We start from the raw sequence: 20,259 nt of genomic DNA, 5'->3' as shown, positions 1-20,259 counted from the left end.
TATTATTAACGGGCTGTGTTGGACCGGGACTATCGGATTCTGAACATAAGATTACTGAAAAATACTTGCTGATTAAGAACGGCAGCAATAAATCTATCTTGGTTAAAAGAGTAAGTGGTTCGGAATTTAAAGAATTTAAAATTCTAGTTCCTGATACTGTTATCTCAACAGCCGTACATAATGGCTGCATTTTTGCTAAGCAGCAAAATTACAGTTTGGAAGAACATAAGCTGGATAGATCTCAAAACTACTATTGGATCATATCAATTTCTTCAGAACATGTTGTGGGGCCTTTGAGCCTCAAAAAATTCACCTATATTTTAAATGATTTAGAGATAGGTTCTAAGGTTAAATGGGTAAATAATAAAATGCTGTAAATGTAAGAAAATGAAGATATACTTATATAATAAATGATAGGTCTGTGCTGGGAGGTGCATGATGAAGATTGAATGGACAGAGGCAGCCATGAAAAAGATCCAGGAGAAATTAAATGGAACAAAAGGATTTCTCAAGCTTAAATACGATACTGACGGCTGTGGCTGCGTGGTCAGCGGTGTTACAGCACTATGGCTCGTTGATGAAATTGATGAGGAAGACATAAAAACAGAAACAAGCATTGGAGATATTTATCTGGAAAGATCCAAACTGATTTTTTTGGACGAAAGCATGAAAATCGACTTTTCACCTGAGGCAAATAGCTTTATGCTGAAAACCGCAAATGAAATCCTGAACCCGCGGCTCGGCTTCTATAACCGTACTGCAGTAAAATAAGAAAAAGCGAAGGCTCCAGTTGGAGAAACCTTCGTTTTTTCTATTATAAGCAGTAAATTTTTATTGTTTCATATGGGTTGTATCATATTTATATACAACCTCGCTGAACTTATTGTTTACTTTAACCAAAGTCAAGCTTGCTGACGGTATGGCTGGTGTTGACCATAGGTTTACAAGTGTGTTTTTTTCAAAGTAATTCATTAAAAGTTTAAGAGCAATAGAATGTGTCACTATAAGGACATTTTCAAATGGATGCTGATTAATAATATTTTGAACGGTCTTCACCATTCTTTCTTGGACATGAACAAATGGCTCTATAGTGTTATGAGAAAAAAGATGAGGTGTTTCCCAAAAAGATAACCATTCTTCAGGGTTTTCCTTTTCATTTTCCTCAAAGGTCTTACCTTCCCAATTTCCAAAAGACAGTTCTCTTAAATGATTATATGTAATTACATCAAGAGGTTTTTCACCTCTAATTATTTCGGCAGTGTGAATCGCCCTGTTGCTTGAACTTGAATAGATAGCATCCAATGAAACATCCGATAATCTCTCAGCCAATTGCTTTGCCTGTTTTATTCCTCTATCAGTTAAGGGAGAGTCTTTCCAGCCTTGCATAAGTTTCTTAGTATTCCAAACAGTTTCTCCGTGTCGTGTAAGATATAATTGTGTACTCATTTCTTTTCCCCTTTTATTCTTCTCTCTGCCGTTTGTTCTTTTTCGAGTAAAGCCTTTAGCTCAAAAATATATACTCTTTCAGCAATGCCAATTTCCTGTTCAGGAATTTGTGAAAAAGAGTTTTGTACTCAGAAGGCAAAGAACGCTTCCGAGGCCAAGTGAAGCATGCGCTTTTTTATTTAAACACCAGTTCATTTAAAAATTGGTCGATTGCTTCTTGGTATTCTTGGCTATTTTCGTTATAGGATTGGGCGTGTGCTCCGTATGGTGCGAGGTAGAGCTGTTTAGGGCCTGTTTTTTCCTGGTACAGTTTTTTTGTCATGTCAGCGGGAATGAATGTATCCGGCAGGCTATGGATGAAGAGGATCGGCTTTTTTATGTTTTTGATAACAGAAATAGGCGAAACCTCGCTTGTCCAGTAGCCGTCGCGCATTTTAATAAAAGCCCTGCCAATGGGAAGAATCGTCCAGGATGGAAGTTTGACTTCTTTTTTGATCTGATGCTTCAACTGGTCCTCGAAATCAGAAAAGGGGCAATCCGCGATATAAAAGTCACAAGCATCCTCAAGCATGCCGGCATACAGCAGCAGTGTGGCAGCACCCATGGATTCTCCGTGGATTCCAATTGTGATGTCGGGTCCCTTCCGGTTTTTTAGTTCATCCACAATAGCTTTCAAATCGAATTTCTCATAATGGCCGTAGCTGCTCGTTTTGCCCCCGGATTCACCATGCCGCCGGTGGTCGTAAATAACCGCATTGAATCCCCGCTTAAGAAAGATGTTCATATATTTAATGGAATTTATTTTATTTTCGGTAACTCCATGAGAAATAATGATCCATTTGTCTGTGTTGTTCGGTTCTATGAACAGGCATTTTAAGCCGTAGCCAGAGGGAGAATTAATAGTGATTTCACTTTTTGGCAATTCAGCGAAGTGCTTCATATCAAGCCGTTTTGCTGTAATTTCTCTGTTTTGGATAAAATCTTCTTCTTTTTTCTTCATATACATGATCCGATTGGAAAAATACATGCCGGCACCCATCGTATAGACAGCCATGCCTGCAGCTGCAGCCCACCACTTTTTCATATTGACCTCCCAAGAGACATTGTTATTCCTTATTATATACACGGCGTGTGCGGAGAGCCAACTCAAAAAATGTCTGATATAACCAGCAGGGCAAGACATGATATAATATTTGTGAAGATGGTAAGGGGGTCATAAGAATGAAAAAGAAAACTTCTGGAAGAAATAATCAAAGAAAACCGGAAAGAGAGCAGGCCAATGATTCATTAAGGCTTGGTGATTTCATCAACGGTGATATTATGTCAAAACTCCGTGAAAAACAAAAAGAGCTGGCAGATGCGGAAAGTGCAAAAAAAGAAGCAGAAGAAGCAAAAAAGAAGGAAGAACGCAGACTGCGCGAAAAAAACAAATCCTTCGAGGAGCTGCTTAATGAAAGCAGCACAGACTGGAAGAACTTTAAATAATGTAAAACGGGCAATGACTTTTTCCAAGTCATTGCCCGTTTTACATTTTGTTTGGATCTGCTACATATCCCGGTGTGCTTCATATTTGCTTGATTTGGTCAGTTCTTTCAATAGGACAATTTCCTCTTCTGTAAGAGATTGCGCTCTGGCTGCCCGGCAATTCTGCTGAAGCTGCTCAACCGTGCTGGCTCCAGGGATGACAGAGGCCACCGCTTTATGCGAAAGCACATACTGCAGGGCAGTTTCATTAAGGTTTCTAGGAGAAAGCTTTTCCTTAATGCCAGGCAAAATGTCTTTTAATTCTTCATAGCTGTAATCCAGATATCCATTCTCCTTGACGCTGCTTGAGGCCTTGTCAAGCATCTTATCACTCAGCAGGCCTTTTGCAACAGGGCCTCTGGCAATCATACTGATCCCGTTATCGATCAGCAGGTTCATCCATTCTTCTGGCCGCCGGTCAAGAAGGCTGTATTGCATCATAACAGAAGAAATAGAAGATTTCTCTGCGTATTGCCTAATCACATTCGGGCGGATGGAGGAAATTCCGTAGTGCCTGATAAGGCCTTCCGCTTTAAGCTCTTCAAAGGCTCCGATCACCCCGTCTATATCATCTTCCATTGTGCCGCCGTGCAGCTGGTAAAGATCAATATAGTCGGTGCCGAGCCTTTTAAGGCTGTCTTTCACGGCAGATTTAAGGTAACTTGGTGATGCATCCCAATGCCAGCTGTCTTTGGATTCATTCCAGCGGTTGCCTGCCTTTGTGGCGATTACAACCTGATCCCGGACTTTCTTAAGTGCATGTCCGGCAATTTCTTCATTTATGCCAAAATCATATAAATCCGCTGTATCAAAGTAATTAATGCCTTCATCAATTGCGGCCGAAATAATGGTTTCCGCCTGTTTTTTATCCGTGCCAAGCGACATGCAGCCGAGTCCTATTTCTGAAACAAGCAAATCGGTATTCCCCAATTTTCTCTTTCTCAATGCGCTCCACTCCTTTATATTACTTGATGTTTATATTGTAAAGGAGCGGGATGACAATCACAAAGAATTCAATTTGGATATGGGTTCATTCTTACTTCAGCTGGCCTGGCATGGACATTTTCAATCCAGTCTGTGACTAAAACATGCTGATTTTGCAATTCCTTCAGTTTGTGCCTGATTTCCCATGCTTTCCCGGCAAATACCACACTCTTATCCAATACATATATCTTCATTAAAACAACCTCCGCTGCTAGTATGGTAAAATGTATGAACAAACATGCATGATGTAGAACAAGGAGTGGGAATATGAATAAATTTGAAGAGAAAACACTATCAACTGACAAGATTTTTGAAGGAAAAGTAATTAAGCTTCAAGTGGATGAAGTCGAGTTGCCTGATGGAAAAACAAGCAAAAGGGAAATTATCAAGCATCCGGGAGCTGTCGCTGTCATAGCTGTAACTGAGGATAATAAAATTATCCTTGTCGAGCAATACCGCAAAGCGCTTGAACGAAGTATTGTGGAAATACCTGCAGGAAAACTGGAAAAAGGGGAAGATCCTAAATACTCTGCGGAAAGAGAATTAGAAGAAGAAACAGGGTATGAATGCGAAAGAATGGAACACATCAATTCTTTTTATACATCGCCAGGCTTTGCTGACGAACTTGTTCATGTATTTCTTGCCCATAACCTGAAAAAGAAAGAAAATGCTGCGCCGGCTGATGAAGATGAATTTGTCGAGCTTATTGAAGTTTCGCTTGAGGAAGCACAGGTATTTATCAAAGAAGGCAAAATCCGGGATGCCAAAACAGTTTATGCCATTCAATATCTGCAATTGCAGCAGGCGCTGGCAAACTCTTGAATTCCTATTTTGCCGATCTGCATATCCACATCGGCAGAACAAGCAGCGGGAGGCCGGTGAAGATTACAGGATCAAAGACGTTAACATTACGGAATATTTTAAAGGCGGCAAGCGAAAGAAAGGGTTTGGATTTAATTGGTATCATTGACTGTCATTCGCCAGAGGTTATTGCGGAAATTGAGGAAATGACCTGTAATGGCGAACTCACAGAAGTGGAAGGCGGCGGTCTCCAATACGGCAAGACAACCCTTATACCAGGATCCGAGATAGAAATTTATGATGCTAATTGCCATGGCCCGATCCATGTGCTGGCGTACTTTCCTTCCATGGAAGCAATGAAGCAATTTTCCGGATGGATGAGCGGGCATTTAAAGAACATCCATTTAAGCTCGCAAAGAGTATATGCGGATGGCAAAACCCTTCAGAAAACGGTGAAAGACATGGGGGGGTTATTTATCCCGGCACATGTTTTTACACCATTTAAAAGCTTATATGGAAAAGGTGTCAAACACTCCTTGAGGGAAGTGTTTGATGAAGTGCTCATTGACGGGGTAGAGCTTGGGCTCAGCTCGGATACAGATATGGCACAGGGCATTCCCGAGTTAAGCCAGTATGTGTTTCTTACCAATTCGGATGCGCATTCTTTAGGGAAGCTGGCAAGAGAGTACCAAAAATTTGAGCTTGAGCGTCCGTCATTTCATGAATTGAAGCTTGCGCTAGGAGAAGAAAGCGGAAGAAGGGTCTCCGCTAATTATGGACTTAACCCTGAGCTCGGCAAATATCACGGAACAGTATGCGGAAAGTGTTTCACGAGTGTGAAGCAGGATGTCAAGACCTGTCCGGTATGCGGAAGCAGGACGATCATTAAGGGCGTTTCGAAACGGATTGAAGAACTCTCTCAGCCCCTTGAATCCTTTAAGCAAAGAAAGAGACCGCCGTACATCCGCCAGGTGCCGCTCGACTTTATTCCTGGAGTAGGCCCAAGGACGATGGAAAAGCTGCTTCACGCATTTGGGACAGAAATGAACATTTTGCACAGTACCGATTATGACAGCCTGAAGCTTGTGGTTCCGGAGAAAGTTGCCGGTTATATTGATTTGGCACGGCAAGGGAAATTGAATTTCAATGCTGGGGGCGGAGGCAAATATGGGAAGATTATTCCTTCTTAGCCTGCAGCGTAACCAACTAAATTGAGGGGAAGAGCAATTTGCTCTTTCCCTCTTCTTTATTTTTGGGTTTTGGCATATATGCAAGTATCGCGCAGATTTTTCCCATCTGCCGTCAGGCCCTCATTTCGGAGAATCCCCTCAAGCGGATATCCCAGTTTTTCCGCAATGCGCCGGCTGCTGATATTATTGGGATCACAGCGGATCTCTACTCTATTTGCACCATAGTAATCGAAAGCAAAGGCTGTAAGAGCTTCTGCTGCTTCTGTCATATACCCCTTTTTTCCATAGCGGGAATCAATCCAGTAGCCAATTTCGAATTTCGGCAGCTGCCAGTTAATCCTGTGCAAACCTGTTGAACCAATAAAAACATGATCTTCTTTGCGGTAAATATGCAGCCGTATGTCTTCTTTTAAAAGGAATTGAGCATACGATTTAATGACGTTCTCCTCTGTTTCCTCCAAAGTCTGAAACCTGGTTGCAAAAGCAAGCCAGGGAGCAAGCTCACTAAGGGATGCGGTGATTGCCGCATGCACAGCCTGTCCATCCCCGGGCTGGCAAGGACGTATATAAAGCCTGTCCGTTTCTATTTTTTCAGGAAATTCCCGTAAAATAGCATTCATCTTTATCACTTCTTTCTTAATATTTAAAAAATTATAACACAGGAAGCTTGGTGAATCTTAAAAACGGAAAAATTTCGCAGGTCACGCCTTCTCTCTTTTATATCTGCTGCATGGCTTGTCATAAATGGCAGGGAAAAACATAGAATCTAGTAAGAGATAAATGGGAGGATGAAAGATGAAGAAGAGATCTGTCATACAAAACGCAGCAATTAAACATATTACTGAACATTCCTCATTATATGTATTTGTCACTGTACTGTTTTTGATGGGTGTAATATTTGGCGCCATCCTTGTAAATTCATTGAGCCCTGCCCAAAAGGATGATTTATTTTATTATCTCTCGCAATTCTTCGGCCAGGTTTCTCAGGGGAAGATTGCCGCTAACCAGGATATGTTCTTTCAAAGCCTGACACATAATATCAAATATATAGCAGTTATCTGGATATTGGGAATATCAGTGATAGGACTGCCTGTCATCCTGATTCTATTATTTTTAAAGGGTATGGTTGTGGGCTTTACTGTCGGCTTCTTAGTGAATCAAATGGGGTGGAACGGATTTTTATTGTCATTTGTTTCGATATTGCCCCAAAACATATTCATCGTCCCGATTTTCATCATCATCGCTTCACTGGCCGTGTCCATCTCTATGAAGATGATACGGCGGATTTTCCTCAAACAAATCAGGGATCCGCTAAAACCAATATTTACCCGCTATATTTTTTCACTGGCTTTTTCGATGTTCTTTCTGATTGCAGCAGGCATTCTTGAAGCCTATCTTTCACCGCCGCTTATGAAAAATGTGGTAAGCTTATTAAATAAGTGATCCGAAAAGTGTAAAAAGGAACAATTTTTTTCTGTGAACATGAAATGTATTTTGACACTTTTCCTTCATTTGATATAATAATATAGATAGCGGCGCGGGAGGGAAAAGTATGGAGAACAGAATTGAGAGAATAAAAAAGCAGTTGCACTCGTCCAGCTATAAATTGACGCCTCAGCGAGAAGCGACCGTCCGCGTTTTACTTGAACATGAAGAAGATCATTTAAGCGCCGAAGACGTTTACCTCCTGGTCAAAGAGAAATCGCCTGAAATTGGCTTGGCAACAGTATATCGGACACTTGAATTGCTGACTGAACTGAAAATAGTTGATAAAATTAATTTTGGCGACGGGGTATCCCGATATGACTTAAGGCAAGAAGGCGCAGCTCATTTCCACCACCATCTCGTATGCATTGAATGCGGTGCCGTGGATGAAATACAGGATGACTTGCTAGAAGACGTTGAAGCAATTGTGGAACGGGATTGGAACTTTAAGATAAAAGACCATAGATTGACGTTTCATGGCATATGCTACAGGTGCCAGTCGAAAAACGAAGACGAAGATGAAGATGAAACTAAATAATCACTACATAGCCTTTTCCTCCGGGAGAAGGTTTTTTATTATGAAATGTGCATCCTGTTTTGCCGGAATAGACAGAGGCCCAAAGGATGGACAAAAGGCGCTTATGCTTTTTTATTAAGGCTGTTTTCATGAACCTTGCTGGTATGAAACAAGTGGTTGATTTCCGCTCCAGGATGCTCGCTTTCCGCGGGGCAGCCGGTGAGCCTCCTCGGCTTCGCCTGCGGGGTCTCGCCTGTTCTGCTCATCCCGCAGGAGTCTCGCACCTTACGCTCCAATCAACCTGATTTGACAATGGTAACGCCTTGCATAACAAATAAAAAAACAATAATCTTTAAGAAAAGAGCCTTTATTAATCTAGCTTCAGCGCCTAGCCCCTCGAGGTCATAAGCCACATCAGAATTGAAGGCAAAGAGCGCCTCCTATTCTGCTGCGTCTTATGCTTGTCGGGGCTGAACAGGCGCTTATGCTTTTTTATGTAATCTAGCTCCAGCGCCTAGCCCGCTGTGCAAAAGATGTTTTGGCCTCAGAAGGCAAAGAACGCCTTCCAAGGCCAAAACCCTATTTGCTTCGCGGTCTGAACAGGCGCTTGCGCTTTTTTATGTATAAATCTTGTCCGTCTTGGCATAAATTGAAAGAAAAGGGCCTTGCGGCGGATGCTGGTGAATTTCCAGCGTTCCGTGTGCTGCAGGGACGGGATGGAGGAATGGCATGAGGTCGTCATTATCACTGGTGCTGCACACAGCAAAGGTTATGGTTCTCTTTGTCAGCTTTACTGTTCTTTTTTATATAGGAATGGTATGGTTAAATCAGGAATATCAGGATTATCATCGTTATGACGAACCAAAGGGGGCAGCGATTAAGGTCACGAATGCCATGGAGCCTGAAAAGGAAACATGGGTGGATCGGCTGCTGCTGTTCTATAAAAACGGGGAGTAATGTAAATGGAAGATCAGATAAGAGATTTTATGCATTTTTTGACTATTGAAAAAGGCCTGGCGAAAAACACGCTGGTATCATATGAACGTGATTTAAGATCATACATGGCTTATGCTGTGAATGTAGAGGAAATGAAGTCCTGGAATGATGTGCGAAGAGTTCACATTATCCATTTTTTAGCCCATTTGAAGGATTCCGGAAAATCCAGCAGGACACTTGCCCGGCATATTGCTTCGATTCGATCCTTCCATCAGTTCCTGATCAGGGAAAAAGCTTGTGATCAGGATCCTTCCCTGCATTTAGAAACGCCCCAGCAGGAGAGGACACTGCCGAAAGTGCTGAGCATGGAGGAAGTTGAAGCATTGCTTGAAGCGCCTAAGATCCTTGATGAATTTGGCCTGCGGGATAAAGCCATGCTGGAGCTGCTTTATGCAACAGGCATGAGGGTCAGTGAGCTGATTAATCTTGAAGTGAATGACGTGCATGCATCAATGGGATTTGTGCGCTGTATCGGAAAAGGGAATAAAGAAAGAATTATTCCAATCGGGAAAACGGCTCTGGATGCAATTGAAGCCTATATGAATAAAGGCAGAAATAAGCTTGCGGGCAAAAAGCATAGAGCTGATACCCTATTTTTGAACCATCACGGAAATACACTGACACGCCAGGGGTTTTGGAAAATATTAAAAAAGCTTGCGCGTGAAGCACACATAGAAAAAGAAATTACGCCGCACACTCTCCGCCATTCCTTCGCGACACATTTGCTCATGAATGGTGCAGATTTGCGGGCTGTGCAGGAGATGCTTGGCCATGCGGATATTTCCACAACACAAATTTATACACATGTGACAAATGTACGCCTGAAAGAAGTTTATTCGAAATTTCATCCGAGAGCTTAAACATATTGAGAGAATAGGATATTGATAGAGCGGGCGGGCAAAAAAGCCGCTCTATTTTATCTTTCAAAAAGGCTTTTTTATTAATTGTTTTTTAAGAAGTTCTGTGAACCAATCATATTGTAAAAGCAGGTTGATTGGAGCGTGAGGTGCGAGACTCCTAGTTAGCTTACCGTCCGCCTCGCGGAAAGCGGGCATCCCGAAGCTGAAATGAACCACCTGTTGAATAGCTGCAAAGTTTACGAAAAAAGCCTTCAAAAAAAATCAGCACCTGGCGAATTTTTTGTTTGATGTTATCAAGGTAAATCGTTTACAATATAGAAGTCAGACTTCTGACATTAAAAACGGTTACATATAAATCAAGATTATAATCAAGCTTAACGGGTAACATAAAAGAGATGAAAAAAACCATTCCAGCCTGGAATAATAGTATGCTAAAAAGAAGAAAAATCAAGCTTATCCACATAATAAGAAGATTTGCTATTTTAGGAGGAATTCACATGAAAGAAGCTTCTGCATTTAAAAGGATTTTCGTTGTAGTAATGGATTCTGTGGGAATAGGTGAAGCACCCGATGCTGACTTGTTTGGCGATAAGGGAGCAGATACCTTCGGCCATATTGCTGAGAAAATGAATGGCTTAAATATGCCCAACCTCGGAAAAATGGGGCTGAGCAATATCCGCGAGATTCAGGGCATCCAAAAAGCCGAACAGCCGATAGGCTATTATACTAAGATGAAAGAAGCATCAAGCGGGAAAGATACCATGACAGGACACTGGGAAATCATGGGTCTTAATATCAGCACCCCATTCCGTGTGTTTCCAAATGGATTTCCCGAACTGCTTATAAATGAGCTTGAAGCAAAAACAGGCCGCTCCATCATAGGAAATAAACCAGCGAGCGGAACAGAAATCCTGGATGAACTTGGCGAAGATCATATGAAGACAGGTGCTTTGATTGTTTACACTTCTGCTGACTCTGTGCTGCAGATTGCTGCGCATGAAGAAGTTGTTCCTCTTGAAGAGCTTTATAAAATCTGTGAAATCGCACGCGAGGCCACATTAAAAGACGAATTCAAAGTCGGGCGTGTTATTGCAAGGCCGTTCACGGGTGAGCCGGGGAATTTTAAGAGAACTTCTAACCGCCATGATTATGCGCTAAAACCGTTTGATAGAACGGTCATGAATGAACTGAAGGATGCAGGCCTAGATGTAATCGCTATCGGAAAAATTTCTGACATTTTTGATGGCGAAGGAGTGACAGAGTCACTTAGAACGGTTTCAAATATGGATGGCATGGATAAATTGGTGCAGACACTTGATATGGACTTCACAGGAATGAGCTTCTTGAACCTGGTAGATTTTGATGCGCTGTTTGGCCACCGCCGCGATCCGATTGGATACGGCAAAGCGCTTGAAGAATTTGATGCCCGTCTTCCTGAAGTGTTCGAGAAGCTGAAAGAAGATGATTTGCTGATCATCACAGCTGACCACGGTAACGATCCAGTTGCCCCGGGAACAGATCATACACGTGAATATGTGCCATTGCTTGTTTATTCAAAGAGATTTACAAACGGCAAAGAGCTCGCTGTCAGGGACACCTTTGCTGACATTGGTGCTACAGTTGCAGCCAACTTTGATGTAAAAATGCCTGTTTACGGGAAAAGTATTTTAGACGAAATTGAATAAGGGGAGTTTGGATGATGTTTGAACAAATAGAAAAAGCAGCTTCTTTTATTAAAAGCAAATGGGATGGCACGCCTGAAGTCGGCCTGATTCTTGGATCTGGCCTTGGTGTGCTCGCAGATGAAATTGAAAACGCGATTGCAATTCCTTATCAAGAAATTCCGGAGTTCCCTGTATCGACGGTTGCCGGGCATGCTGGCCAGCTGGTGCTTGGTGAACTAAGCGGGAAAAAGGTCATTGCAATGCAGGGCAGATTTCATTTTTATGAAGGTTATCCCATGGAAAAGGTCACTTTTCCTGTACGTGTGATGAAGCTGCTGGGAGTGGAGAAACTAATTGTCACAAATGCTGCCGGCGGAGTGAATGAAAGCTACAAGCCAGGAGATTTAATGATTATATCCGATCATATTAACAACATGGGGACAAGTCCTCTTATTGGGAGCAATGATGAAAAATTCGGTCCCCGTTTTCCGGATATGTCTGAAGCCTACAGCAAGGATTTAAGAAAGCTTGCAAGGGAAATCGCGGATTCACTTAATATACGGATTCAGGAAGGCGTATATGTCGGCAATACCGGCCCTGCGTATGAAACACCTGCAGAAGTAAGGCTTGCAAGGGTCCTTGGGGGAGATGCAGTTGGAATGTCGACTGTACCGGAAGTAATTATTGCAAGCCATGCAAAGATGAAGGTACTTGGCATTTCCTGCATCACCAATATGGCTGCAGGCATCCTGGATCAGCCGCTTTCGCATGAAGAAGTAATCGAGACGACTGAAGCAGTACGAAGCAGCTTTTTAAGCTTTGTAAAGGAAATTGTAAAAGCAATTTAAGTACACATATATAGCATGAAAAGCAAATCAGGGCTATAAATAACAAAAAGTGGTGACTCAAATGAGAATGGTAGACTTAATAGAAAAAAAACGTGACGGCAAGGAACTGGCAACGGAAGAAATCAACTTTATCATTTCAGGATATACGGATGGATCAATTCCTGATTATCAAATGAGCGCATTATCCATGGCTATTTATTTTAAAGGAATGAGTGAAAAAGAACGCGCAGATCTTACAATGGCAATGGTGAACTCAGGCGATGTAATTGAATTGTCTGGAATCGAAGGCATCAAAGTTGACAAGCATTCAACAGGCGGAGTGGGCGATACCACTACATTGGTGCTTGGCCCGCTTGTTGCAGCTGTAGGAGTGCCGGTAGCAAAAATGTCTGGCCGCGGACTTGGCCACACGGGAGGCACAATCGATAAGCTTGAATCTGTAGAAGGCTTCCATGTAGAAATCGAAAATAAAGAATTCATTGACTTAGTCAATAAAAACAAGATTGCCGTAATCGGACAAAGCGGCAATCTGACTCCAGCGGATAAAAAACTGTATGCACTTAGGGATGTAACAGCAACTGTAGACAGCATCGCCTTGATTGCAAGCTCGATCATGAGCAAAAAAATCGCAGCAGGCGCGGATGCTATCGTTCTTGATGTTAAAACAGGAGCGGGAGCTTTCATGAAAACGCTGGAGGATTCTGAAGCACTTGCTAAGGCTATGGTAAGCATCGGCAATAACGTAGGCAGAAATACAATGGCTGTTATTTCAGATATGAGCCAGCCTCTAGGATATGCAATCGGAAATGCCCTTGAAGTGAAGGAAGCAATCGATACGCTGAAAGGAGAAGGCCCTGAAGATTTAACAGAGCTTTCATTAACACTTGGCAGCCACATGGTTTATCTGGCTAAAAAAGCGGACTCTCTGGAAGCTGCAAGGAAAATGCTTCAAAAGGCAATGGAGGATGGTTCTGCTCTTCATTCTTTCAAGGTCTTCCTTGAAGCACAGGGCGGAGATGCATCTGTTGTCGATAACCCGGAAAGATTGCCACAGGCGAAGTATACCTTTGAACTTGAAGCAAAAGAAGATGGCTATGTATCTGAAATCGTAGCAGATGAAGTCGGTACGGCAGCTATGATTCTTGGTGCAGGCCGTGCGACGAAGGAATCTGTTATTGATCTGGCTGTCGGTCTTGTTCTTCGCAAGAAAATTGGTGATGAAGTGAAAAAAGGTGAATCCTTAGTGACCATCTACAGCAATTTTGAAGATGTAGAAGCAGTCAAAGAAAAATTGTATGAAAATATTACGGTTTCAAGCGAAAAAGTAGAGAAACCTGTACTTATTCATAAAGAAATCACAGAATAACAACAGTATATAAAGCTGGCTGGAACACAATCAGGTGTTTCAGCCAGCTTTTTTTTGTGCTTTATTTTCATCTTTCCTTCTCGTGTCTGTATAAAATTGGAACACTTGGAAAAAATGGTTGGTATTAAGATTGGAGGGTTTGGAGATGAAGCGAATTCTTTCTCTGAGTATGACAATATTACTGGCAGCAAGCCTGCTATCACCATCAGCCTTTGCGGCGAAAAAAGAAGGAAATCAGCTGGCCGAAAATGCAAGCTCAGCCATATTGATTGAAAGAGACACAGGTGCAGTTTTATATCAAAAAAATTCTGATCAAAAGCTTCCGCCGGCGAGCATGACTAAAATCATGACAATGCTGCTAATCATGGATGCTGTAGACAAAGGAGAATTAAAGCTTAACGAAAAAATCCGTACAAGTGAATACGCAGCATCTATGGGAGGATCACAGATTTTTCTTGAGCCTGGAGAAGAAATGACTACTGAACAAATGCTCCGCGGTATTTCAATTGGATCAGCCAATGATGCTTCCGTAGCAGTTGCCGAAAGGCTGGCAGGGTCTGAGGAAGCCTTTGTTAAAAAGATGAACGAAAAAGCAAAAGAGCTTGGCCTGAAAAATACGAGATTTCAAAATGCAACAGGGCTTCCTGTAAAGAATCATTATAGTACCGCTCATGATATGTCGATTATGGCCAAGGAATTATTAAAGTATGATTTAATCACTAAATTCACAGGGACCTATGAGTCTTTTCTGCGCGAAGGGACAGATAAGAAATTCTGGCTGGTTAATACGAACCGCCTTGTAAAGTTCTATCCTGGTGTAGACGGATTGAAAACAGGTTTTACCAATGAAGCGAAATATTGCTTGACTGCAACGGCTAAAAAAGGAAATATGCGGGTGATCGCGGTCATTTTTGGTGCGCCATCTCCTAAAGAACGCAATGCACAGATTACAAAGATGCTGGATTACGCATTTTCACAATACACCACACATCCTATTTATAAAAGAGACATAAAGCTTGGTGAATCGAGCATCTCAAAGGGCAGCCGTAAAACTGTTACGGGAGTTACCAGTGAGCCTATTTCTGTATTGACGAAAAAAGGAAGTTCGGCCAAGGATTTCACCCAGAAAATCACCATGAAAAAACAGCTGAAAGCTCCGATTGAACGCGGAGATCAAATTGGGACCCTTAAGATTATGAAGGATAATAAAGTCATTGTGACTTCACCGATTGTTGCACGCGAAAATGTGAAAAAAGCGAATTGGTGGGAGCTGTATAAAAGGGCCTTTGGCATGTTCTCACAAACAAAGTAGCGGGTTTTGTCAGAATTAAACTACTTTAGACGAATGGACGCAAGTTTTGCTTTAAGGAAGGATAATGGCAGGATAAACTAGAATTTCACTTCTTATAACAGATAAGGAGGGCTGTATAAGTGAGTCTTGTCATTAACATGGAAGCAAAAAACCATATATTATGCATTCGTCTAAAAGGAGAGTTAGATCATCATACAGCAGAAAAACTGAAGAACCAGGCAGAGGCCGCAATTGCCAAGCATTCCATTAAGCATATCATCTTAAATCTTGAAGAACTGAGCTTTATGGACAGCTCAGGGCTTGGCGTAATTCTGGGCCGGTATAACCAGGTTAAACATAATGGCGGCGAAATGGTAGTCTGCGCAATCTCTCCTTCTGTAAAGCGGTTGTTTGATATGTCAGGTTTGTTTAAAATAATTAAGCTTGAACTATCCGAAGAAAACGCTTTGCAAAGATTGGGGGTTGCGTAAAATGAAAAACAATATGGAAATTAAGTTTAGTGCATTAAGCCAAAATGAGTCATTTGCCCGTGTCACGGTTGCTGCATTCATTGCACAGCTTGATCCGACTATGGATGAATTGACAGAAATCAAAACGGTGGTTTCAGAGGCAGTGACAAATAGCATCATTCACGGCTATGAAAATGATCCGGAGGGAATTGTCTATATCTCATGTTTAATTGATGGAGATACGGTAGAACTGACAATCCGTGATGAAGGTCTAGGGATAACGAATGTAGATGAAGCAATACAGCCCCTATATACGACAAAGCCTGAACTTGAACGGTCGGGAATGGGCTTTACGATTATGGAAAACTTCATGGATGAAATGCGCGTTATTTCCCATGAAGGCGAAGGCACCATCATTCGATTAAAAAAGCACTTAACTAAAAGCAAAGCATTGTGCAATTGAGGGAGATTTGCATATGGATGTGGAGGTTAAAAACAAAAAGAGCCAGGTCCATTTAAAAGATGATGAATTGCGGAGATTAATCCGGGACAGCCAGAATGGGGACCAGGCAGCTAGGGACAAAATTGTCCAAAGCAATTTAAGGTTAGTATGGTCTGTGGTGCAGCGTTTCATGAATAGAGGTTATGAACCAGATGATCTATATCAGATCGGGTGTATTGGCCTTTTAAAATCCGTCGATAAATTTGATCTGTCATTTGAAGTCAAGTTTTCCACTTATGCAGTCCCCATGATCATTGGAGAAATACAGCGTTTTATCCGTGATGATGGGACTGTCAAAGTAAGCCGTTCCCTAAAAGAGATGGCCAACAAAATACGCAGGTCAAAAGAAGAACTGTCCAAAACCTATGGCAGGGTGCCGACGGTCAATGAATTGGCGGAGCATTTAGAGCTGTCGCCTGAAGAAATTATCATGGCCCAGGAAGCAAGCAGGAGTCCTTCCTCCATTCATGAAACGGTGTATGAAAATGATGGAGACCCTATCACTCTCCTGGATCAGATTGCCGATAATTCAGGAACCAAATGGTTTGATAAGATTGCTCTGAAAGAAGCCATTCAGGAATTGGATGAGCGCGAACGCCTCATTGTGTATTTACGCTATTATAAAGACCAGACACAATCTGAAGTAGCTGTGCGCCTTGGCATATCCCAGGTGCAGGTATCAAGGCTCGAAAAAAAAATCCTTCAGCAAATGAAAAACCACATGAATCAGTGATTCATGTGGTTTTTTACTGTTTTTGAAGACATACTAGGAATATTGTGCAGCTTCCATCCTCAGGGAAGTCTCCATTTTCTCAAATTACCTGGCAGTCAATGCTTCCCATAATCCGTAAATATTGAGTACTGCTGCCAGTTGAAGCGGTATAAATCTAAAAAAAACCTAAATTTGTATTTTTGGATAAGTGATTTACTCTTTTTTTAAAATATAGGTTGAAATCAAGCTTAAAAACGAATATTATAGTAAATGTTGTTTAATTTATTCGTTTTTTTTGACGATGTGGAGGTTTTACTAAACATGCTGGAAAAATATTTCTCCTTAAAGAAAAACGGCACTTCAGTGCGTACAGAAATAATGGCAGGGCTAACGACCTTTTTAACAATGGTATATATCGTAATAGTGAATCCGGCCATTCTTCATTCTATAGGAGTTCCATTTGAACAGGTATTCATGGCTACTGTTATTTCAGCCGTTATCGGTACTCTGATTATGGGGATCTTCGCTAAATATCCGATTGCCATCGCGCCCGGTATGGGTCTCAATGCATACTTCGCAAGTGTCGTAGGCTCGCATGGACTTTCTTATCAAACCGTTTTTGGCACGGTGTTTCTTGCCGGCCTTATATTTCTTTTATTAAGCGTAACGAAGCTTCGCGAAATGATCATCATTGCCATTCCAAGTTCTCTTAAGTACGGAATCACTGCCGGCATTGGTTTATTTATTGCCTTTCTTGGTTTAAAAGACAGCAAGATTGTTGTCCCAAATAAGGCAACAATGGTTGCACTTGGGGACTTTAGCGATCCCATCACGCTTCTCTCCATTGCGGGGTTATTCATCACACTTATACTTATAGTGAGAAATGTGAAGGGCGCCATGTTTTTCGGTATGCTGATAACCGCTATTCTGGGGTATATTTTTGATCTTCTGCATATCAATGGTGTAGTATCCGCGCCGCCTGCTCCTGTATTTTTTGATGTTGACCTTGGCGGGATATTTACCCATAATTTATATGCAGTGGTATTTGCCTTTTTGCTTGTAACGATTTTCGATACAACTGGAACACTCATAGGTGTCACAGAGCAGGCTGGGTTAATGAAGGACGGACAAATACCAAGAGCCAAAATGGCGTTTCTCGGTGATGCGTTTGCCACAACGATTGGTTCACTATTCGGGACAAGTCCTTCGACTGCCTATATTGAATCAAGCACAGGTGTTGCCGCAGGCGGAAGAACAGGTTTCACGGCTATTATCGTAGCCATTCTCTTTGCATTATCTATCTTTTTCTCGCCGATTATTTCTGCCATTTCATCACTTCCATCCATTACAGCGCCTGTATTAATTATCGTCGGCTGCCTGATGATGGAGGGACTTGCAAAAATAGACTGGAAAACATTTGACGAAGCTTTTCCGGCATTTGCCATTATCCTTGTCATGCCGCTGACATCAAGCATCTCAACGGGCATTGCTGTCGGATTCATCACATACCCGCTATTAAAGCTTGTAACAGGGAAAATTAAAAGCGTTCACCCGCTGATCATGATTTTCGGCGTAGTATTCCTGATTCAGATGATCTTCTTTCCTGCACATTAAAAAGCGCAAGTGTTCAGAGGAATCAAAGACTAAGAACGCCGCGTCCTGCGGCAACGTCTTTGTGACCCCCATCCTGGGGGCCTTCGAGGGACCAGTTGCTGAAAAAATCAAACCTAAATAGTTAAAAGCATGCCTTTGCCGAGGCATGCTTTTTTGCATGTGATAATTCACAGATGTCTTTTTAGCAATATATGGACTTTGCCATTACCATGCATATAGCCATGCTGCTTAACCATACTAAAAAATAAAGTAATGTTGTACAGGGTGTGAGATTAATGGATATGGTGTATGTAAGAATGCGCAACCGCATCCAGGTTTTTCAGGGGCAGGAAATTCTGGTTAAAGACACAGCAAAATTAATCGGGCCCGAAAATATTGTGAAAAATCTGGAACAAATTCTCCTTAAAAAGGTGGAGATAGCTGATCAGAACATCATCGTTATTGATCTTGTACATATGATTGGAATCATTACTAAAAACGACCCTTCCATTGAGATTCAAAGTATTGGCCCAGCACAGACCATAGTGGAAGTCATCATTAAGAAAAAAGAGGTTTCCATTATAGCCTTCTCTGCTGTCTGGCTTCTCTTATTTATTGGAGCGGCTATTACCATTATGAATTTTCACGAAGACGTAAGTATGAGAGCGGTACACCAGCATCTGTATAAGATGATAACAGGAAAAAATGAAGCAAAGCCATTGCTGATTCAAATTCCTTACAGTTTCGGTCTCGGAATCGGCATGATCCTGTTTTTTAACCACTTTTTCAGAAAAAGGTTCAATGAGGAGCCAAGCCCCCTTGAAGTGGAAATGTTTAATTATCAGCAGGATTTAGATCAATATGTGATCATGAATGAAAATGAAGAAAGCACCAGGAATCTAAATGACAGGTAAAATTGTGGCCAGCCTATTTGTCGGACTTGCCGGGGGTTTTTCAGTCGGAGCAGGATATGTGGCCTTCTTAACGGTTCTTGGGGTCATCCCCAGGCTGACTCAGCTTACAAAAACGATGAAGATGATACATTTTTATGAAGCAGCTGTCGTGGCTGGAGTGCTTGCAGGCGGATGGATGAGCCTTCATGATTATTCCTTATGGCTGACCCGGTTTACTTTAGTGCCGATTGGGCTTGCCGATGGGATTTTCAATGGAATGCTTGCTGCAGCACTGACAGAGGTTTTAAATGTTTTCCCCATCCTTGCAAAGAGAATTGGGATTCAAGAAAAGATTATTTACCTGATGATGGCCATTGTACTTGGCAAGGTGGCCGGTTCATTGTTTCAGTGGATTGTATTTGTTGATTTATAAGTTCTGCACAGCCTTACATGCAAAATATCCGGAAAGATTCTTAAACTGAAAGGGACATTCTAATGGCAAACAAAAGGAAGGTCATTTTAATAACAGATGGAGACGAATATGCCAGAAGGGCTGTGGAGCTTGCTGCCATGGAAGTAGGAGGGCGCTGCATTTCCCTTTCGCATGGCAACCCGTCTCACCTTTCAGGCCCGGATGCTGTCAGGCTAATAAAAAAAGCGGCGAATGATCCTGTCCTTGTCATGTTCGACGACAGCGGCCTCGTCGGGGAAGGTCCGGGGGAAACATGCATGCGCTATGTTGCCTCCCATTCCGATATAGAAGTGCTTGGAATTATTGCTGTTGCTTCGAAAACAAGACGCGAGGAATGGACAAGGGTGGACGTTTGCATTGACCGGGACGGAAATCTCACTCCAAACGGTGTAGATAAATTTGGAGCAATGGAATTTGAGACCGGAATCATTGCAGGAGATACTGTTTATTGCATTGATCAGCTGAACGCCCCCATCGTGATTGGTATCGGCGACATAGGGAAAATGGCAAAAAAAGACGACTACCGCATTGGATCGCCGATTACCCTGCTGGCAGTTCAAATCATCTTGGAAAGGAGCGGTTTTATTGGTGTCCGAGAAAAAGAAAATCATCCCGATTCCCCAGAAGGTTTCGGAAGCTGAACAA

The 20,259-nt window shown here is 42.1% G+C and carries 25 protein-coding genes; 20 read left to right on the top strand and 5 right to left on the bottom strand.

Features of this window, described 5'->3' with window-relative positions:
- Positions 1-377 (top strand): DUF3997 domain-containing protein (locus BIV59_RS05375; RefSeq protein WP_139194310.1); only part of this gene is annotated, 377 nt, incomplete at its 5' end.
- A 61-nt stretch (positions 378-438) separates the two neighbouring features.
- Positions 439-771, top strand: coding sequence for an iron-sulfur cluster biosynthesis family protein (locus BIV59_RS05370; protein WP_071350427.1), 333 nt, complete (start codon positions 439-441; stop codon positions 769-771).
- Between the two features lie 60 nt (positions 772-831).
- Here the strand turns inward: BIV59_RS05370 and BIV59_RS05365 are convergent, their stop codons facing one another.
- Together BIV59_RS05365 and BIV59_RS05360 are read right to left on the bottom strand one after the other, a co-directional pair.
- The gene (locus tag BIV59_RS05365; protein WP_071350426.1) at positions 832-1,446 is read right to left on the bottom strand and encodes a histidine phosphatase family protein; all 615 of its coding nucleotides are present in this window, start codon (positions 1,444-1,446) and stop codon (positions 832-834) included.
- A 175-nt stretch (positions 1,447-1,621) separates the two neighbouring features.
- Positions 1,622-2,530 (bottom strand): alpha/beta hydrolase, encoded by a 909-nt coding sequence (locus BIV59_RS05360; protein WP_071350425.1) that lies wholly within the window; start codon positions 2,528-2,530, stop codon positions 1,622-1,624.
- A 137-nt stretch (positions 2,531-2,667) separates the two neighbouring features.
- Here BIV59_RS05360 and BIV59_RS05355 point away from each other — a divergent pair, with 137 nt between their 5' ends.
- Positions 2,668-2,931, top strand: a complete 264-nt coding sequence (locus tag BIV59_RS05355) for a YqkE family protein (protein ID WP_071350424.1) — start codon at positions 2,668-2,670, stop codon at positions 2,929-2,931.
- Between the two features lie 60 nt (positions 2,932-2,991).
- Here the strand turns inward: BIV59_RS05355 and BIV59_RS05350 are convergent, their stop codons facing one another.
- Together BIV59_RS05350 and mciZ are read right to left on the bottom strand one after the other, a co-directional pair.
- Positions 2,992-3,915 (bottom strand): aldo/keto reductase, encoded by a 924-nt coding sequence (locus tag BIV59_RS05350; protein WP_071350423.1) that lies wholly within the window; start codon positions 3,913-3,915, stop codon positions 2,992-2,994.
- Positions 3,916-3,983: 68 nt separating this feature from the next.
- The gene (gene mciZ / locus BIV59_RS22690) at positions 3,984-4,148 is read right to left on the bottom strand and encodes a Z-ring formation inhibitor MciZ (RefSeq protein ID WP_083392053.1); all 165 of its coding nucleotides are present in this window, start codon (positions 4,146-4,148) and stop codon (positions 3,984-3,986) included.
- Positions 4,149-4,221: 73 nt separating this feature from the next.
- On the opposite strand from mciZ, the gene BIV59_RS05345 reads away from it, so the two are divergent.
- Complete coding sequence (locus BIV59_RS05345) at positions 4,222-4,776, top strand: NUDIX hydrolase (RefSeq protein ID WP_071350422.1); 555 nt, start codon at positions 4,222-4,224, stop codon at positions 4,774-4,776.
- Complete coding sequence (locus tag BIV59_RS05340) at positions 4,773-5,945, top strand: endonuclease Q family protein (RefSeq protein ID WP_071350421.1); 1,173 nt, start codon at positions 4,773-4,775, stop codon at positions 5,943-5,945. The genes BIV59_RS05345 and BIV59_RS05340 overlap by 4 nt, the downstream gene beginning before the upstream one ends.
- A gap of 56 nt (positions 5,946-6,001) precedes the next feature.
- On the opposite strand, the gene BIV59_RS05335 is transcribed toward BIV59_RS05340, so the two are convergent.
- A complete protein-coding gene (locus BIV59_RS05335; RefSeq protein WP_071350420.1) occupies positions 6,002-6,565 on the bottom strand; it encodes a GNAT family N-acetyltransferase in 564 nt (187 codons plus the stop codon).
- Positions 6,566-6,740: 175 nt separating this feature from the next.
- Here BIV59_RS05335 and spoIIM point away from each other — a divergent pair, with 175 nt between their 5' ends.
- From spoIIM to spoVAEA, 15 genes are all read left to right on the top strand, one after another.
- Entirely contained in the window at positions 6,741-7,388 is a 648-nt protein-coding gene (gene spoIIM / locus BIV59_RS05330) for a stage II sporulation protein M (protein WP_071350419.1), read from the top strand.
- Between the two features lie 109 nt (positions 7,389-7,497).
- Positions 7,498-7,968 (top strand): ferric iron uptake transcriptional regulator, encoded by a 471-nt coding sequence (gene fur, locus BIV59_RS05325; RefSeq protein ID WP_071350418.1) that lies wholly within the window; start codon positions 7,498-7,500, stop codon positions 7,966-7,968.
- A 708-nt stretch (positions 7,969-8,676) separates the two neighbouring features.
- Positions 8,677-8,904 carry a YqzK family protein gene (locus BIV59_RS05315; protein ID WP_071350416.1) on the top strand — a complete coding sequence of 76 codons (228 nt, stop codon included), beginning with the start codon at positions 8,677-8,679 and terminating at the stop codon, positions 8,902-8,904.
- Between the two features lie 5 nt (positions 8,905-8,909).
- The gene (gene xerD, locus BIV59_RS05310; protein WP_071350415.1) at positions 8,910-9,803 is read left to right on the top strand and encodes a site-specific tyrosine recombinase XerD; all 894 of its coding nucleotides are present in this window, start codon (positions 8,910-8,912) and stop codon (positions 9,801-9,803) included.
- A 497-nt stretch (positions 9,804-10,300) separates the two neighbouring features.
- Complete coding sequence (gene deoB / locus BIV59_RS05300) at positions 10,301-11,488, top strand: phosphopentomutase (protein WP_071350413.1); 1,188 nt, start codon at positions 10,301-10,303, stop codon at positions 11,486-11,488.
- 11 nt (positions 11,489-11,499) lie between these two features.
- Complete coding sequence (locus BIV59_RS05295; RefSeq protein ID WP_071350412.1) at positions 11,500-12,315, top strand: purine-nucleoside phosphorylase; 816 nt, start codon at positions 11,500-11,502, stop codon at positions 12,313-12,315.
- A gap of 61 nt (positions 12,316-12,376) precedes the next feature.
- Positions 12,377-13,681 carry a pyrimidine-nucleoside phosphorylase gene (locus BIV59_RS05290; protein WP_071350411.1) on the top strand — a complete coding sequence of 435 codons (1,305 nt, stop codon included), beginning with the start codon at positions 12,377-12,379 and terminating at the stop codon, positions 13,679-13,681.
- Positions 13,682-13,826: 145 nt separating this feature from the next.
- Complete coding sequence (locus tag BIV59_RS05285; protein ID WP_071350410.1) at positions 13,827-14,993, top strand: D-alanyl-D-alanine carboxypeptidase family protein; 1,167 nt, start codon at positions 13,827-13,829, stop codon at positions 14,991-14,993.
- A gap of 119 nt (positions 14,994-15,112) precedes the next feature.
- Positions 15,113-15,463 carry an anti-sigma F factor antagonist gene (spoIIAA, locus tag BIV59_RS05280; RefSeq protein ID WP_071350409.1) on the top strand — a complete coding sequence of 117 codons (351 nt, stop codon included), beginning with the start codon at positions 15,113-15,115 and terminating at the stop codon, positions 15,461-15,463.
- 1 nt (position 15,464) lies between these two features.
- Positions 15,465-15,905 (top strand): anti-sigma F factor, encoded by a 441-nt coding sequence (spoIIAB, locus tag BIV59_RS05275; protein ID WP_071350408.1) that lies wholly within the window; start codon positions 15,465-15,467, stop codon positions 15,903-15,905.
- Positions 15,906-15,918: 13 nt separating this feature from the next.
- The gene (gene sigF, locus BIV59_RS05270) at positions 15,919-16,677 is read left to right on the top strand and encodes an RNA polymerase sporulation sigma factor SigF (RefSeq protein WP_071350407.1); all 759 of its coding nucleotides are present in this window, start codon (positions 15,919-15,921) and stop codon (positions 16,675-16,677) included.
- Between the two features lie 300 nt (positions 16,678-16,977).
- Positions 16,978-18,270 carry an NCS2 family permease gene (locus BIV59_RS05265; RefSeq protein ID WP_071350406.1) on the top strand — a complete coding sequence of 431 codons (1,293 nt, stop codon included), beginning with the start codon at positions 16,978-16,980 and terminating at the stop codon, positions 18,268-18,270.
- A gap of 275 nt (positions 18,271-18,545) precedes the next feature.
- Positions 18,546-19,163, top strand: a complete 618-nt coding sequence (locus tag BIV59_RS05260) for a stage V sporulation protein AA (protein WP_071350405.1) — start codon at positions 18,546-18,548, stop codon at positions 19,161-19,163.
- A complete protein-coding gene (locus BIV59_RS05255; RefSeq protein WP_071350404.1) occupies positions 19,153-19,575 on the top strand; it encodes a stage V sporulation protein AB in 423 nt (140 codons plus the stop codon). Before BIV59_RS05260 ends, BIV59_RS05255 begins: the two co-directional genes overlap by 11 nt.
- Before the next feature lie 62 nt (positions 19,576-19,637).
- On the top strand, positions 19,638-20,255 hold the full coding sequence (gene spoVAEA / locus BIV59_RS05250) for a stage V sporulation protein SpoVABEA (protein WP_071350403.1): 618 nt from the start codon (positions 19,638-19,640) through the stop codon (positions 20,253-20,255).
- The last annotated feature ends 4 nt before the right edge of the window (positions 20,256-20,259 follow it).

Source organism: Bacillus sp. MUM 13 (assembly GCF_001866725.1).
In the GTDB taxonomy this organism is placed as follows: Bacteria; Bacillota; Bacilli; order Bacillales; family DSM-1321; genus Peribacillus.
This window is presented reverse-complemented; position numbering and strand designations above follow the sequence as displayed.